Here is a 13,828-nt window from a genome sequence, read left to right on the forward strand (position 1 = left end):
GGCAACGGTCGAGATATCCGGCAACGTGCCCCCTCATCCGGCCCTTCGGGCCGCCTTCTCCCCGGCGGGGAGAAGAAATACGCCGCAACGTCTGCTTTTCTTACGCCACCGTCAGCTTTGGTCAGCCGCCGTATTTCGTCGCTGTGATGTAGACCTGCCCCACCCGCGTCGGAATGACGGCGTAGACCGGCGCATAAACATCCATATTGTTCGACTTGGCGAACCAGATTTCCATCGAGATGGATTTCAGATATTCGATATCCTTGCGCCCCTGCCGGTAACCCGACTTTGGCACGTAACGCGCTTTGCAGACGATGGCATCACCACTAAAACCGTTGGTCTTGAAGGGCTTGGTACCACTGGAACTCAAAACCAGATCCAGCCGCGATTCGCCGTCATAGATTGGCAGGCGGGTCGGGCAGATACGGCCACCGGAGGGAATGATCAAACCGGAAATAGGGTCGAGAACCGAGCGCAGATCGCGATCCTTTACGTCAACCCAATTGTCCGGCCGGGCCTTCGGCTCAGGTTTTACCGTTGTCGATGTGACATTGCCGTTGCGATAGACAACGTCATAGGTCCGTACCCGCTTGCCGTCCTTGTAGACCAGCGAATATTCGTTGGCCTGCAGCCGGTGGCCGCGCTTGGCGCCGGAAACGGTCGTCTTGCCGGAAATATCCTTGAGGATGCTGGCAAGGCCGGCGGCGCTGAAGGAACCGGAGATCGAATAATTCGGTCCATCCATGCGAGTCGAAAAACTCGCCCGGGCAATCGGCAGAATACCGAGATTGATGCTGTATTCGCTTGTGTGGCGCGCTTCGGCGGCGAGCGAGGGGGAAACGCCCGTTAACGCCATTGTCGCGGCCACGAAAATGCTTTTTCCTCTGGCAATCATTCTGATATCACCTTAAAAGAGGCGCGGAAGCGGCCTTATCTGGCGATGATATACGCCGACTTGTGGCAATAAAAAAGCGGACGACGGTTGAAAACGCCGGAATTTCCTTTCATTTGCTCGCGAGCGGCTTGACTGTTAAGTCTCGTCTGACTATAGAACCGCAACTTTCCAATCATGGCCAGTTGGATTGCCACCCCGGTTTTGCCGGTGGCGAGCCAGTGGTGAAACAGACGAAACGAAATAGGTGTACCCATGTCCCGTGTATGCGAATTGACCGGCAAGGGCGTCCAGACGGGCAACAACGTCAGCCACGCCAACAACAAGACCAAGCGCCGGTTCCTTCCGAACCTCTGCCAGGTCACGTTGATCTCCGATGCTCTCGGCCAGCGCTTCCGCCTGCGTGTTTCCGCAGCAGCTCTGCGCTCCGTTGAACACCGTGGCGGCCTCGATGCTTTCCTTCTGAAGTCCGGCGAAAACGAACTGAGCATGCGCGCTCGTCTCCTGCGCCGCCAGATCGCCAAGAAGACGGCCGAAGCTGCTTAATAGCGGTTTCGACATCATCGATATTCAGAGGGCTTGAATGGCTTTTGCCGCTCAAGCCTTTTGTTTGTTCTCGGTTGCATTGGATTTTCCGAAAACCGGTTAAGGCTTTTCGGCCCGATGTTTGGCTCTAACTGGTGGCATCACCCAGGATAAAAAAATGCCCTATCTGCGCTTTACGCTTATCTATGTGCTGCTGATGACACTGGTGGTCGTCGCGTCCAATATTCTGGTGCAATATCCGCTTTCAGGGTCGCTGCTGGGCGTCAATCTCGGCGACCTTCTGACCTGGGGCGCTTTCACCTATCCGATCGCCTTCCTCGTCACGGACCTGACCAATCGCCAGTTCGGCCCGTCCATCGCGCGCCGCGTCGTGCTGGCCGGCTTCGTCGTTGGTGTCACGCTATCCTTCTGGACATCGATCCCACGCATCGCGGTCGCCTCCGGCACCGCCTATCTGATCGGCCAGCTGCTGGATATTTCCGTTTTCAACCGCCTGCGCCGCCAGCGCTGGTGGCATGCGCCGCTTGCCGGCTCCATGCTGGGTTCGGTGCTGGATACGGCCCTATTCTTCTCCATTGCCTTTGCCGCAAGTTTCTCCTTTGTCGGCCCCAACGATGCCTTCGCCATCGAAAACGCGCCCATCCTCGGCGTCTTCACCATGGAGGCACCGCGCTGGATATCCTGGGCGCTTGGCGATCTGTCGGTGAAGGTTCTCGTCGGCCTCGTCATGCTCCTGCCTTACGGTGCGCTGATGAACACGCTGAAGCCGATGCCGGGCGCCGTCAAATCGAGCCGCGTTTGAGACCGGGCAAGCGTGGATCAAATCACGCTTGCAAACCAGCCGTCAGCATTGCAGTCTGCGGTCCGTGACACAGCGCGGAGGCGGGTCGACATGCAGATCAAGGACGTTATTGACATCGTGGAGGCTGCCAGCGCCACGCTTTCAGGCTCAACCTTCAACGACGTCAATCTTTCCGGCACGGTCTTTGACAATGTCAATCTTTCCGGGGCGAGCTTCAATAATATCAACCTATCAGGTGCGTCTTTCACGGATAACAACATGTCCGGCTGGTCGATCGATGACGTCAATTTTTCCGGTCTGAAACTGAGCAACTCAAACCTGTCCGGTGCGCAGATAACGTCATGCCGGATGACCGGCATGAAGATCGACGGCATTGCCGTCGAGGACCTAATGGCTGCCTACAAGGCGGCACAGCAGCAGCAGGCCTGATTCTACTCCACCAGCTTGAATTCCAACATCAGGTTGCGCTGGAGGAACGAGTGATTGTCATCGGAAACGATGATGAGACGTGTGGAGCCGTCCGGCCCCTTCACCACATCCATGCCTTCCATATTGTCGATCTGGTAGGCCATGCCCGCTTCCATGAGGATTTCGCCATCCACCACCGCGCCCGGCCTGATATCGGCACCACGGATGCGGCGGATGCGCATGCCCACACCTTCGGCGAAGTTGAAGCGGCGCTCAAGAAGCAGCAGGTCGCCATTGGGCAGGAAAGCGCCATCGGTCACATCGAATGAGGGGTGATGGGTAACGGCGAATGTGCCCTTCAAAGGGCCTTCCAATATGGCGGCAAGAAGATTGCCATCCGTGTCGATGCTTTTTTCAGCCACCACCACAAGAGCTCCGGCAAGTGGCGAATCGGCCGGTGACACCGCCAAAGCCTCCATGCCGCCATTATGGCGCAACTCGTTATTGGGAATGAGATGCGGCAGGCGACCAAGCGGCTTTGCTGTTTCGAAGCCCGGATCGGGATAGATGTCGATCCTGTGCCGCTGCTCGTAGCTGACAAACACCTTGCCGTCGCGCAGCGCCAGCCCTTCGGCATCCACCTCCATCTTGCGGGTCGGTTCGCGGCCGCCAGCATCCAGCATGGCCGTGATGCGGACGTCCTCCAGCCCGGACAAAGCACCGGCCGCATCGCGTGTGACCCTGCCCGTCAGCCAGTGGCCGGTATCCAGCACGGAAACGAATTCCTCCCCGTCAGGGCGGAAGCGGATGGAGGACATAGCGCCGAACAGCTTTTCCGGCGCGCTCATCACCATGCCGCCAATGAATTCCAGCTTGCCGAAACGTTTTGCGCTGGTGCCGACCTCAAAGCCGGACAGCTGGCGAACGCTCACCGGCACATCGATGGTGGAGGCGCCAATCGGAACCGGAACAAGCGACCCGACCGCCAGAGCTGTGGCAACGACCAGAGATTTGCAGGAGAAGGAAGCCCGGCTCCGCTTATCCCGCACGGCGAACCCTGCGGGACGAACCGGAAGCACTGCTCGTATCCTCGAAGAGCGCCGCGAGCTGCTCGGTCATTGCGCCAGCCAGCTCGTCCGCATCCACGATGGTTACGGCACGGCGATAATAACGCGTCACGTCGTGGCCGATACCGATTGCCAGCAATTCCACCGGCGAGCGCGTTTCAATCTGCTCGATGACGGCGCGCAGGTGCCGTTCCAGATAGTTACCCGGATTAACCGACAGGGTCGAATCGTCCACCGGCGCACCGTCGGAGATCATCATCATGATCTTGCGCTGCTCGGGGCGGCCGATCAGGCGGTTATGCGCCCACATCAGCGCCTCGCCGTCGATATTTTCCTTCAGCAGGCCTTCGCGCATCATCAGGCCGAGATTGCGCCGCGAACGCCGCCATGGAGCATCCGCAGACTTGTAGATGATGTGGCGCAGATCATTGAGACGGCCGGGCGACGCAGGCTTGCCATTGGCGAGCCACTGTTCGCGCGACTGCCCGCCCTTCCAGGCCTTGGTGGTGAAGCCCAGAATCTCCACCTTCACGCCCGAGCGCTCCAGCGTGCGCGCCAGAATATCGGCGCAGGTGGCAGCAACCGTGATCGGACGGCCGCGCATCGAACCGGAATTGTCGATGACGAGCGAAACCACGGTATCACGGAACTTGGTGTCGCGTTCCTTCTTGAAGGAAAGCGGCTGCATCGGGTCGATAATGAGCCTGACGAGGCGGGCCGGATCGAGATAGCCCTCTTCCAGATCGAAGTCCCAGGAACGGTTCTGCTGCGCCATCAAGCGGCGCTGCAACCGGTTCGCCAGACGCCCGACAGCGCCCTGAAGATGAGCGAGCTGCTTGTCGAGGAAAGCGCGCAGACGGTCCAGCTCGGCCTCGTCGCACAGTTCCTCGGCGTGGATTTCCTCGTCGAATTCCTGGGTGAAGATGCGGTAATCGACCTTCTCGTTGAAATCGTCGAAGGGGCTGTTGGGACGGCGGGTTTCACCGGGCGTCTCGGAATCCTCGTCGAGATCGTCGGACATTTCCTCGTCCGACATCTCGGCGCCGTCCATCTCGCCTTCTTCCATTTCCTCCTGCGACGCCTCATTTTCATCGGCGGGAGTCGCGTCGGAGCCAGCCTCTTCCTCGACCTGTTCTTCTTCGGTCTCGTTGGTGCGCGGCTGGTCCTCGTTGGATTCCGCTTCCTGGCTGTCAGGCTCGTTATCCTCGTCGCCGAAATCCTCCGCCATCTGCATGGAGGTCAGCATCTTGCGCACCAGCCGCGAAAACGCCTTCTGGTCGGTGATGACGCTGGAGAGATCCTTGAGGTCGCCAGCGGCCTTGTCCTCGATGAAATCGCGCCACAGATCGACAACCTTGCCGGCGCTTTCCGGCGGCTTCTCACCCGTCAGCTTCTCGCGCACCAAAAGCGCAACGGCTTCTGCAAGCGGCGCATCATCCTTGTTGTTGATACCGGCGAAATTGGCCTTGGCGTATTTTTCCGTGTTCATGGCCTGGATATTGGAGGCCATGCCCGGCATGCGCAGCGCGCCGATGGATTCCACGCGAGCCTGTTCCACCGCATCGAAGATCAGCCGCGCTTCGGCGCCCTGCGGCGACATTACCGCATGGGTATCCGCATCATGGCAGGCAAGGCGCAGCGCCATGGAATCGCCGAGGCCACGCGTGATGGCGATTTCCTGTTGAGTGGGCTTCTTGGAAATTTCCGGCAGTCGCATGCGCTCGCCGGCAAGACCCGGCCGCTCATTGGCGAAGACGACCTCGACTTCGGCATCACCCGCAACGGATCGCACGCATCCGGCAATCGCCTGACGCAACGGTTCCGTATCGACCGCCGTACCCGGTTTCGCTCTGGAATTGTCGCCGCGCGCTGCCATTGTCTTTCCTGTCATTTGTCGGCGCCTGCGGCACGCGATCAGAACATCGCGCGCCCCACCGGCGTCTTCAAGTCATGGGTGATCTTCCCCGGACGAGCCGGGGACTATCAGGCGCTGAGAACGATGTTCGCAGCGCTTTCCTTCAGCTCGACGCCGAAAGCCCGCTGATATTGCTCGGCCACCAGCGTGCGCTCCAGTTCGTCGCACTTGTTGAGGAAGGTCACGCGGAAGGCAAAGGCGAGATCGCCGAAGATTTCCGCATTTTCCGCCCAGGTGATGACGGTACGCGGGCTCATGACCGTGGAAAGGTCGCCGTTGACGAAGGCCGAACGGGTCAGATCAGCAACACGCACCATCTTGGAGACGGTTTCGCGGCCCTTCGGATTATCGAGGCTCTTCACCTTGGCGGCAATGATGTTCACTTCCTGCTCATGCGGCAGGTAGTTCAGCGTGGTGACGATGGACCAGCGGTCCATCTGCGCCTGGTTGATCTGCTGCGTGCCGTGGTAAAGGCCGGTCGTATCACCGAGGCCGACCGTGTTGGCGGTCGCAAAAATGCGGAAGGCCGGGTGAGGACGGATGACGCGGCTCTGGTCGAGCAACGTCAGGCGACCGGACGATTCCAGCACGCGCTGGATGACGAACATCACGTCCGGGCGGCCGGCATCATATTCATCGAAGACGAGCGCGACATTGTGCTGGTAGGCCCAGGGCAGAATGCCGTCCTTGAATTCGGTAACCTGCTTGCCGTCCTTCAGAACGATGGCGTCCTTGCCGACGAGGTCGATACGGCTGACATGGCTGTCGAGGTTGACGCGCACGCAGGGCCAGTTCAGGCGGGCAGCCACCTGCTCGATATGGGTGGATTTACCCGTGCCGTGGAAACCGGAGACCATGACACGTCGGTTGTGAGCAAAACCGGCAAGGATCGCAAGCGTCGTGTCGCGATCAAAAAGATAGTCGGGATCAAGGTCAGGCACATAGGCGTCGCCCTGGGAATAGGCGGGAACCCGCAGATCCGTATCAATGCCGAAAACCTCCCGTACAGACACCGTTGTGTCGGGCAGGTTGGAAATATCAAGGTCGATTTTGCTCATCACGTCTCCAAGGCGGGCGGCAGCCACCCGGCCACATCATCAATCAGGCGGTAAACACGTAAGTTGGCTTAGCAGAAACCTGACTGCTTTAACAATTGATATGCTTGAACAACAGCCCGAAAACGTTCTTCCGAACCACGATCGCCACCATTAGCATCAGGATGGTGCTTTTTGACAAGCTCCTTATAGCGCCTTTTTATCTCTTCCTGCTTCGCACTGGCGGCAAGACCGAGCGTATCGAAGGCTTTCGCCTCCAGCGTCTTCAATTTGCGGTCCTGCTGCATGCGCTGTCCGCCTGCCCTTGCGCCACCCGCAAAGCCGCCGGCGAAGCCGAAGGGATCGCGAATGCGGGCATTGCCGCTCGCCGTGCCGGATCGAAGTGTGGAGTGCAAAGGGCTGTCGCGCGCCGTCTTGTTGACGCCCACCGTCCAGGTGGGGCGATGGCCGGTGATCGCCTCTTTCTGGTAACGGGCGATCTCGCCGTCGGACAGGCCCGAGAAATAATTATAGCCTTTGTTGTATTCCTTCACGTGCTCAAAACAGAACAGGAAGAATTGCCCCTCGGCATTGCGGCCGACGGGTGCGCGGTGAACGCCCGGCTTGTCGCATCCGTCCCACTGGCAGGTGGGGGCCTGAACCTCAGGTTCCCTCTCCCTTTTCCGGCGCGTGCGGATGCGGTCGAAATATTTCGAATCCAGTTTCATGATGCCCTGATTATGGGGTGCGAAAAGCCGCACAACAAGAATTGACAAAACGGAATGTTACAGGCTTTTAGGTAGCCCCCTTCAAGACCAGCCAACGAGAATGGAGCCCGTCGCATGTCCCTGCGAGAACGCATAGAAACCAAGCTTCGGGAGAGCTTTTCACCGGAGCGCCTGAGGGTCGTCGATGAAAGCCAGATGCATGCGGGCCACCAGCCTGACATAACCGGAACGGGCGAGACGCATATGCGTGTTCAGATAGTGTCGGAAAGCTTTTCCGGCAAGTCTCGCGTCGAGCGCCACCGGGCGATCAACGCGCTTTTGAAGCCGGAACTCGATGCCGGCCTGCATGCGCTGGCGATAGAGGCGGCGGCGCCGGGGGAAACGGTGCGGTTTTAAACCTCGAGCAAGCCGCCTCATCCGGCCCTTCGGGCCACCCCGGCGGGGAGAAGTGCCGGAGCGAAGCGAGGCGATGAGGGGCGCCCTCACCGTATCGCTCAAAATCTTACCCCGGATGCTTTTCCGACAGGAAGGACTGCACCTCGGACGCCGCCACATCATCAGCCACAAAAGACTGGCCGATACCGTGGGTGAGGATGAAGGTGAGCTTGCCGCCCTTGACCTTCTTGTCCTGCGCGATTGCCGTCATCAGCGTTTCGACCGGCGGCAACTCGCCGGGAATATCCTTCATCGTCGTCGGCAGGCCGACGGCCTTCAGATGCGCTTCAACGCGAGCGGCATCATCAGGGCTTGCAAGGTTGAGGCGGGCGGAGAACTGGTGCGCCAGCACCATGCCGATGGCGACGCCTTCGCCATGCACCAGCCGCTTGCTATCGTAATTGGTCGCCGCCTCCAGCGCATGGCCGAATGTATGGCCGAGGTTCAAAAGGGCGCGCACGCCGTTTTCCTTCTCGTCGGCCACCACCACATCGGCTTTCGCCTGGCAGCTGGTCGCAATCGCCTGGATGCGGGCGGGTCCGCCGGTGCGGATGTCATCCCAGTTCTTTTCCAGCCAGAAGAAGAAATCCGGCTTGTCGATCAATCCGTATTTGACCACTTCGGCATAACCGGCGCGGAATTCACGCGGGCTCAGCGTATCGAGCACCGCCGTATCCGCCAGCACCAGATCGGGCTGGTGGAAAACGCCGATGAGGTTCTTGCCATGGCGGCTGTTTATGCCGGTCTTGCCGCCGACGGAGGAATCGACCTGCGCCAGAAGCGAGGTCGGTATCTGCACGAAGCGCACGCCCCGGCGCACGATGCCCGCTGCAAAACCGGCGAGATCGCCGATCACGCCGCCGCCGAGCGCGATCACCGCATCGTTACGCTCCACCCTTGCTGCCAGAACCGCATCGCAGACGGTGACCAGATGTTCGAAGCTCTTGGTCTTTTCGCCGGCCGGCAGGGTCAGCGAGACGGCCTCGATGCCATCCGTCTGCAGGCCATCCATCAAGCCTTCGAGGTAAAGCGGCGCGACATGTTCATCGGTGATGATGGCCGCGCGCCGGCCCTTCAGCCGCGCCGAAATCTCGCCGCCCGCCCGGCCGATCAGGCCCGGCCCGATCAGAATGTCATAGGCGCGCTCGCCGAGCGGCACATGGACGAGACGTTCATCGGCGTGGATTTCGGAAGGCGTCATGGGGATCAGTCTTTCTGTTCGATGCCGGCTATGGCGGCCAGCACTTCTGTCACGATGATTTCCTTGCGGACATCGCGGGATTCGATGGTCAGATCCGCTTCGGCATAGATCGGATAGCGCTTCTCCATCAGGGCCGCGAGCGTGGCCTTGGGGTTTTCGGTCTTGAGAAGCGGGCGGTGGTCGCGCTTGTTGACCCTTTCCCAGAGCACCTCGAGATCGGCCTTCAGCCACAGCGAAATACCACCGCGCGTGATGTGCCGACGGGTATTGTCGTTGATGAAGGCGCCGCCGCCGGTGGAGATGACCTTGGGGCCGCCGCGCAGCAGCCGCTTGATGACCCGTGTTTCCAGCGCCCGGAATTCCTCCTCGCCATAAGTGGCGAAAAGCTCGGCTATCGTCATGCGCGAAACCCGCTCGATTTCGACATCCGTATCGATGAAGGAGACCTTGAGCTGCTGGGCGACCATTCGGCCTATCGCGGATTTTCCAGCCCCCATCAGCCCGACAAAGACGATGTTGCGCCGTCCGAGCTTTGCCCGCGCTTGTTCCCCGAGTGTGGCCGGGACGGATAAATTCGTTTCATTCATAAATTTGAAAGCCCGTTTGGCATGGATATCTGCAAATGTTTACGAAGCGTCAAGCCAAATTGCTGACTGAATTGCGTTGAATCACAATCAACGCCGCATGCGGCGCGGAGTAGACGTCGGCTTTTTGATCTTGCTGCCGCTATCGCCGCACCGCATATAAGTTTCGATCGCCACCTTCACGGAGCCGCCATGCCCACCCTCTTCCGCTTCACGATGATACTGGCGACCATTGCGGGGCTGGTCTATGGCGGCATGGTGCTGCTTGTCATGTTCGTTCAGCCGCGCGACCGCGAAGTGACCGTGCGCATTCCTTCCGAGCGGCTGAACCCACCGGCGGCTGAGCCGGCCAGGCGCACCCCATGAACGCTCAGGCGGCAGGAGGGCGCGATGGCGCGCGGCTGGAGAGCTTTCTGGAAATGATGAGCGCCGAGCGCGGCGCCGCCACAAACACACTCTCTTCCTATGAGCACGATCTTTCCGATCTGCGCGAATTTCTCGGCCAGCGCGGCCAGTCTTTGACGGAAGCGGGCACCCCGGACCTTTCCGCTTATCTCACCCATCTTTCCGCTCAGGGCTTTGCCGCCACTTCACAGGCAAGACGCCTGTCTTCCATGCGGCAATTCTATCGTTTTCTCTATTCGGAAGGGCTGCGCAGCGACGACCCGACCGGCATCATCGACGCCCCGAAAAAGGGCCTCACCCTGCCGAAAACAATGAGCGTCGACGATGTGAACAGGCTTCTTGCCCTTGCCGCGCAGGAAGCCGCCACATCCGGTCCCGGCCAGCTTGCCCGCATCCGCATGCATCTGCTGCTCGAGCTTCTTTATGCCACCGGCATGCGTGTCAGCGAACTCGTCTCGCTGCCGGTCAAGGTGCTGCGTCAGGAAGGCCGCTTCCTGATGATCCGCGGCAAAGGCAACAAGGACCGCATGGTTCTTCTTTCCCGCGCCGCCATCGAGGCGATGGAAAAATACGAGGCTGCCAGAAAGGCGCTCGCGCCGGAGAAAAGCAGGGCGGCCGCTTCGCAGAAAAAACCTGAGGCACAAGAGAGCCCATGGCTGTTTCCTTCGAACAGCAAGGAAGGTCACCTGCCCCGCCAGGTCTTTGCCCGCGACCTCAAGGATATTGCCATTCGTGCGGGTCTGACCCCATCTGCGGTATCACCGCACGTCCTGCGTCATGCCTTTGCCAGCCACCTTTTGCAGAACGGCGCTGACTTGCGCGCCGTGCAGGAACTGCTGGGCCATTCCGACATTTCCACGACACAAATCTATACACATGTGCTGGAAGAACGCCTGCAAGAGCTGGTACAAACACATCACCCCCTTGCCAAACAGGGCAAAAACCTTGATTAGAGCGACCGGAACCGCCGGATAATCCGGTCAAACCTTGCGCAAAACGATCGGAAACGGATCTCATGCACAATTATCTCGACTTCGAAAAACCTATCTCGGACCTTGAAGGCAAGATCATCGAGCTGAAGAAGCTTGCCGATGAAGACGAGAGCATAGACACCTCGGAGGAGATCAACCGCCTGGAATCGCGCGTCAACGATGCGATGCAGGACATCTATTCCAAGCTGAACGCCTGGCAGAAAACGCAGGTCGCGCGCCATCCGCAGCGCCCGCATTTCGTCGATTACGCCAAGGCGTTGTTCACCGATTTCACGCCGCTTGCCGGCGACCGCAAATTTTCCGAGGACGCGGCTATTCAGGCGGGCCTTGCCCGCTTCAACGGTCAGCCCGTCGCCATCATCGGCCAGGAAAAGGGCAACGACACCAAAAGCCGCCTGAAGCACAATTTCGGCAGCCCGCGCCCGGAAGGTTACCGCAAGGCGATCCGCGTGCTGGAACTGGCTGACCGTTTCTCGCTGCCGGTCATAACCCTCATCGACACGGCAGGCGCCTATCCCGGCGTCGGCGCGGAAGAGCGCGGCCAAGCCGAAGCCATCGCCCGTTCAACGGAAATGTGCCTCAACGTCAAGGTGCCGATCGTCTCCGTCGTCATCGGCGAAGGTGGTTCGGGCGGCGCCATCGCGATTGCCACCGGCAACCGCGTCTACATGCTCGAACATGCGATCTATTCGGTGATCTCGCCGGAAGGTGCAGCCTCCATTCTCTGGCGCGATTCGACCCGCGCCAAGGAAGCTGCAACCAATATGAAGATCACCTCGGAAGATCTGAAATCGCTTGGCGTTATCGACGGGATCATTCCCGAACCGATCGGCGGCGCACACCGTGCACCGGAAACCGTGATCGGTGCGACCGGCGATGTCATCGCCAAGGCGCTGGCCGATCTCTCCCAGCGTTCCGGCACACAGCTGCGCGCTGAACGCCGCCAGAAGTTTCTGGATATTGGCCGGAATCTCTAACGCCGGCCTTATTTTCCTTGAATATCGCCCCAACTCGGCCATAGTCCGGTCACATCAAAAGATGTATCGGCGGCCGCGGGGCGGGTCCGATTTGAGTTAAGAAGATGTAAACGGTTAATACCGTATTTAAAATACACACGTGCTGGTGTAGAACTTGCGCCGCTTCGTGCCATCGTCTTTCGGATCAGATCATGCGTTTGACACATTTTGCCCTTCTCGCCTGCACCGCGCTCATTCTTACCGGCTGCAACGATACGCTCGAAACCGTGGAACGCGACGTTTCCCACGTCAAGAACAAGGTCGATTACCCGCTGTCTCCGTCCATTCTGGCCGAGATCGACAAAAGGGGCATGGACCGCACCTCGCCGATCATGATCCGCATCTTCAAGGAAGAAGGTGCCTTGGAAATCTGGAAAGCCAGGCGCGACAACCGTTTCGAGAAGATCGCCGGTTACGAGATTTGCGCATGGTCCGGCAAACTCGGGCCCAAGGTGAAGGAAGGCGACCGGCAGGCGCCGGAAGGTTTCTACAACCTGACGCCCGCGCATCTCAATCCAAACTCGAAATATTATCTCGCCATCAATACCGGCTTCCCGAACCGCTACGATGCCGCCAATGGCCGCAACGGCACCAATCTGATGATCCATGGCGCCTGCTCATCGTCAGGCTGTTATTCGATGACGGATGCGCAGATTCTTGAAATCTACGGTTTTGCCCGTGACGCCTTCAAGGGCGGCCAGAAGACCGTGCAGTTGCAGGCCTTCCCGTTCCGCATGACGGCGGAGAACATGGCCCGCCATCGCCAGAGCGAGCATCTCGAATTCTGGAAGATGCTGAAGGTCGGTTACGACAATTTCGAAGTCACCAAGCGCCCGCCGGAAGTGAATGTCTGCGAGAAGAAATACGTCTTCAACCAGCAGACGGAAGGCGGCAGCTTCAACGCCTCCGCCCAATGCCCGGCCATGAGCACACCGCCGGCGCTCGTCAGTGCGCTTTCGAGCTACGAGAAGACCTATGATCTCGCCTATGAAAAGGCGATGTCGAAATATGACGGCATGGCCTGGTACGATCCGAGCGAAGCGGAGCGCAAGGCGCTGGTCGCCGAAAAGCGCAAGGGTCGCGAGCCCGCCTATGCCCCGACCGGCTCGGCGCTGAAGGCCGGCAAGCTGATGAAGGAAACGGAATATGCCGCGCTGATGGAGAAGAAGGCGCAGCAGGTAACGTCGTCCTCTCCGGCCACGACCGCAACCGCCTCTTCCCTGCGCGGCCCGCGCCCTTCGGCGGCGCAGCCCGCGGCACCGCAATCGAACCCGGCGCCTGCAGCGCCGACGATGGTTGCCTCGGCCGCTCCCGCAGCAGCCGGTCAGACTGGCGCTGCCGCCCAGAGCGTTCCGATTCCGGCCATGAACCCGCTTGCCTATTCCGCAGCGCCTGCACCCGAAGCGCCGGAGAAGAAGCCGTTCTGGAAGTTCTGGGCCAAGGAATGAGCGACACGGCCGAGATCGTTTATGATTTGAGGGGGCTTAAATGCCCCCTTCCGGTTTTGAGAAGCCGCAAGAAACTCGCAAGTCTGAAAGCAGGCGATATCCTGACTGTCGAGACGACCGATCCGCTGGCGGTGATCGATATTGCGCATATGTGCAATGAGGATGGGCATAGGCTGGTGGAAACCACTGCGCTGGATAAGGGGCATCGGTTTCGGATTGTGAAGGGCGGGTAACCGACGTCCAACGCTGACGCTCCGGGCTTACCCCCTCTGCCCTGCCGGGCATCTCCCCCTCAAGGGGGAGATCAGTTGTGGCCACTGCTCGTTTTTTTTACAGGCTCTCCACTTCGGGTTGC

16 protein-coding genes are annotated in these 13,828 nt (G+C 59.7%); 9 read left to right on the top strand and 7 right to left on the bottom strand.

The genetic code is table 11. From position 1 onward, the window contains the following. Nucleotides 1-121: 121 nt before the first annotated feature. Complete coding sequence (locus AGR13A_RS17585) at nucleotides 122-895, bottom strand: DUF3108 domain-containing protein (protein WP_080838066.1); 774 nt, start codon at nucleotides 893-895, stop codon at nucleotides 122-124. A gap of 252 nt (nucleotides 896-1,147) precedes the next feature. Here AGR13A_RS17585 and rpmB point away from each other — a divergent pair, with 252 nt between their 5' ends. The 3 genes from rpmB to AGR13A_RS17600 all read left to right on the top strand — a co-directional run bounded on the left by rpmB (nucleotide 1,148) and on the right by AGR13A_RS17600 (nucleotide 2,669). Next, entirely contained in the window at nucleotides 1,148-1,438 is a 291-nt protein-coding gene (gene rpmB / locus AGR13A_RS17590) for a 50S ribosomal protein L28 (RefSeq protein WP_003509888.1), read from the top strand. Between the two features lie 157 nt (nucleotides 1,439-1,595). Further along, nucleotides 1,596-2,240, top strand: coding sequence for a queuosine precursor transporter (locus tag AGR13A_RS17595; protein WP_003497472.1), 645 nt, complete (start codon nucleotides 1,596-1,598; stop codon nucleotides 2,238-2,240). A 90-nt stretch (nucleotides 2,241-2,330) separates the two neighbouring features. Then, on the top strand, nucleotides 2,331-2,669 hold the full coding sequence (locus AGR13A_RS17600; RefSeq protein WP_003497474.1) for a pentapeptide repeat-containing protein: 339 nt from the start codon (nucleotides 2,331-2,333) through the stop codon (nucleotides 2,667-2,669). A gap of 2 nt (nucleotides 2,670-2,671) precedes the next feature. On the opposite strand, the gene AGR13A_RS17605 is transcribed toward AGR13A_RS17600, so the two are convergent. The 4 genes from AGR13A_RS17605 to AGR13A_RS17620 all read right to left on the bottom strand — a co-directional run bounded on the left by AGR13A_RS17605 (nucleotide 2,672) and on the right by AGR13A_RS17620 (nucleotide 7,392). Continuing rightward, complete coding sequence (locus tag AGR13A_RS17605; protein WP_080838068.1) at nucleotides 2,672-3,697, bottom strand: esterase-like activity of phytase family protein; 1,026 nt, start codon at nucleotides 3,695-3,697, stop codon at nucleotides 2,672-2,674. Next, entirely contained in the window at nucleotides 3,687-5,591 is a 1,905-nt protein-coding gene (cobT, locus tag AGR13A_RS17610; protein WP_035222557.1) for a cobaltochelatase subunit CobT, read from the bottom strand. The genes AGR13A_RS17605 and cobT overlap by 11 nt, the downstream gene beginning before the upstream one ends. A gap of 107 nt (nucleotides 5,592-5,698) precedes the next feature. Further along, nucleotides 5,699-6,688, bottom strand: a complete 990-nt coding sequence (cobS, locus tag AGR13A_RS17615; RefSeq protein ID WP_003509875.1) for a cobaltochelatase subunit CobS — start codon at nucleotides 6,686-6,688, stop codon at nucleotides 5,699-5,701. Between the two features lie 68 nt (nucleotides 6,689-6,756). Next, nucleotides 6,757-7,392 (bottom strand): J domain-containing protein, encoded by a 636-nt coding sequence (locus AGR13A_RS17620; RefSeq protein WP_035222802.1) that lies wholly within the window; start codon nucleotides 7,390-7,392, stop codon nucleotides 6,757-6,759. A gap of 114 nt (nucleotides 7,393-7,506) precedes the next feature. On the opposite strand from AGR13A_RS17620, the gene AGR13A_RS17625 reads away from it, so the two are divergent. After that, on the top strand, nucleotides 7,507-7,788 hold the full coding sequence (locus tag AGR13A_RS17625; protein WP_080838071.1) for a BolA family protein: 282 nt from the start codon (nucleotides 7,507-7,509) through the stop codon (nucleotides 7,786-7,788). Between the two features lie 106 nt (nucleotides 7,789-7,894). On the opposite strand, the gene aroB is transcribed toward AGR13A_RS17625, so the two are convergent. Both aroB and AGR13A_RS17635 read right to left on the bottom strand, forming a co-directional pair. Further along, a complete protein-coding gene (gene aroB, locus AGR13A_RS17630) occupies nucleotides 7,895-9,028 on the bottom strand; it encodes a 3-dehydroquinate synthase (protein WP_080838074.1) in 1,134 nt (377 codons plus the stop codon). Between the two features lie 5 nt (nucleotides 9,029-9,033). Beyond that, nucleotides 9,034-9,615, bottom strand: a complete 582-nt coding sequence (locus AGR13A_RS17635; RefSeq protein ID WP_080838076.1) for a shikimate kinase — start codon at nucleotides 9,613-9,615, stop codon at nucleotides 9,034-9,036. 189 nt (nucleotides 9,616-9,804) lie between these two features. On the opposite strand from AGR13A_RS17635, the gene AGR13A_RS17640 reads away from it, so the two are divergent. The 5 genes from AGR13A_RS17640 to AGR13A_RS17660 all read left to right on the top strand — a co-directional run bounded on the left by AGR13A_RS17640 (nucleotide 9,805) and on the right by AGR13A_RS17660 (nucleotide 13,706). After that, entirely contained in the window at nucleotides 9,805-9,978 is a 174-nt protein-coding gene (locus AGR13A_RS17640; protein ID WP_035222550.1) for a hypothetical protein, read from the top strand. Continuing rightward, nucleotides 9,975-10,970 carry a site-specific tyrosine recombinase XerD gene (gene xerD / locus AGR13A_RS17645; protein ID WP_080838078.1) on the top strand — a complete coding sequence of 332 codons (996 nt, stop codon included), beginning with the start codon at nucleotides 9,975-9,977 and terminating at the stop codon, nucleotides 10,968-10,970. The genes AGR13A_RS17640 and xerD overlap by 4 nt, the downstream gene beginning before the upstream one ends. Nucleotides 10,971-11,032: 62 nt before the next feature. Next, nucleotides 11,033-11,986: an acetyl-CoA carboxylase carboxyltransferase subunit alpha gene (locus AGR13A_RS17650; protein WP_035222548.1), complete on the top strand. Its 954-nt coding sequence runs from the start codon at nucleotides 11,033-11,035 to the stop codon at nucleotides 11,984-11,986. Between the two features lie 191 nt (nucleotides 11,987-12,177). Further along, nucleotides 12,178-13,473 carry a L,D-transpeptidase family protein gene (locus AGR13A_RS17655; RefSeq protein ID WP_139786086.1) on the top strand — a complete coding sequence of 432 codons (1,296 nt, stop codon included), beginning with the start codon at nucleotides 12,178-12,180 and terminating at the stop codon, nucleotides 13,471-13,473. Beyond that, entirely contained in the window at nucleotides 13,470-13,706 is a 237-nt protein-coding gene (locus tag AGR13A_RS17660) for a sulfurtransferase TusA family protein (RefSeq protein ID WP_080838082.1), read from the top strand. Before AGR13A_RS17655 ends, AGR13A_RS17660 begins: the two co-directional genes overlap by 4 nt. The last annotated feature ends 122 nt before the right edge of the window (nucleotides 13,707-13,828 follow it).

Source organism: Agrobacterium genomosp. 13 str. CFBP 6927 (assembly GCA_900012615.1).
GTDB lineage: Bacteria > Pseudomonadota > Alphaproteobacteria > Rhizobiales > Rhizobiaceae > Agrobacterium.

What these genes read in the sequence shown, in the direction of transcription:
- AGR13A_RS17655 (WP_139786086.1), top strand. Translation starts at nt 12,178, where the DNA reads ATGCGTTTGACACATTTTGCCCTTCTCGCCTGCACCGCGCTCATTCTT.
- aroB (WP_080838074.1), bottom strand. Translation starts at nt 9,028, where the DNA reads ATGACGCCTTCCGAAATCCACGCCGATGAACGTCTCGTCCATGTGCCG.
- AGR13A_RS17600 (WP_003497474.1), top strand. Translation starts at nt 2,331, where the DNA reads ATGCAGATCAAGGACGTTATTGACATCGTGGAGGCTGCCAGCGCCACG.
- rpmB (WP_003509888.1), top strand. Translation starts at nt 1,148, where the DNA reads ATGTCCCGTGTATGCGAATTGACCGGCAAGGGCGTCCAGACGGGCAAC.
- xerD (WP_080838078.1), top strand. Translation starts at nt 9,975, where the DNA reads ATGAACGCTCAGGCGGCAGGAGGGCGCGATGGCGCGCGGCTGGAGAGC.
- AGR13A_RS17625 (WP_080838071.1), top strand. Translation starts at nt 7,507, where the DNA reads ATGTCCCTGCGAGAACGCATAGAAACCAAGCTTCGGGAGAGCTTTTCA.
- AGR13A_RS17635 (WP_080838076.1), bottom strand. Translation starts at nt 9,615, where the DNA reads ATGAATGAAACGAATTTATCCGTCCCGGCCACACTCGGGGAACAAGCG.
- AGR13A_RS17585 (WP_080838066.1), bottom strand. Translation starts at nt 895, where the DNA reads ATGATTGCCAGAGGAAAAAGCATTTTCGTGGCCGCGACAATGGCGTTA.
- AGR13A_RS17660 (WP_080838082.1), top strand. Translation starts at nt 13,470, where the DNA reads ATGAGCGACACGGCCGAGATCGTTTATGATTTGAGGGGGCTTAAATGC.
- AGR13A_RS17620 (WP_035222802.1), bottom strand. Translation starts at nt 7,392, where the DNA reads ATGAAACTGGATTCGAAATATTTCGACCGCATCCGCACGCGCCGGAAA.
- cobS (WP_003509875.1), bottom strand. Translation starts at nt 6,688, where the DNA reads ATGAGCAAAATCGACCTTGATATTTCCAACCTGCCCGACACAACGGTG.
- AGR13A_RS17650 (WP_035222548.1), top strand. Translation starts at nt 11,033, where the DNA reads ATGCACAATTATCTCGACTTCGAAAAACCTATCTCGGACCTTGAAGGC.
- AGR13A_RS17640 (WP_035222550.1), top strand. Translation starts at nt 9,805, where the DNA reads ATGCCCACCCTCTTCCGCTTCACGATGATACTGGCGACCATTGCGGGG.
- AGR13A_RS17595 (WP_003497472.1), top strand. Translation starts at nt 1,596, where the DNA reads ATGCCCTATCTGCGCTTTACGCTTATCTATGTGCTGCTGATGACACTG.
- cobT (WP_035222557.1), bottom strand. Translation starts at nt 5,591, where the DNA reads ATGGCAGCGCGCGGCGACAATTCCAGAGCGAAACCGGGTACGGCGGTC.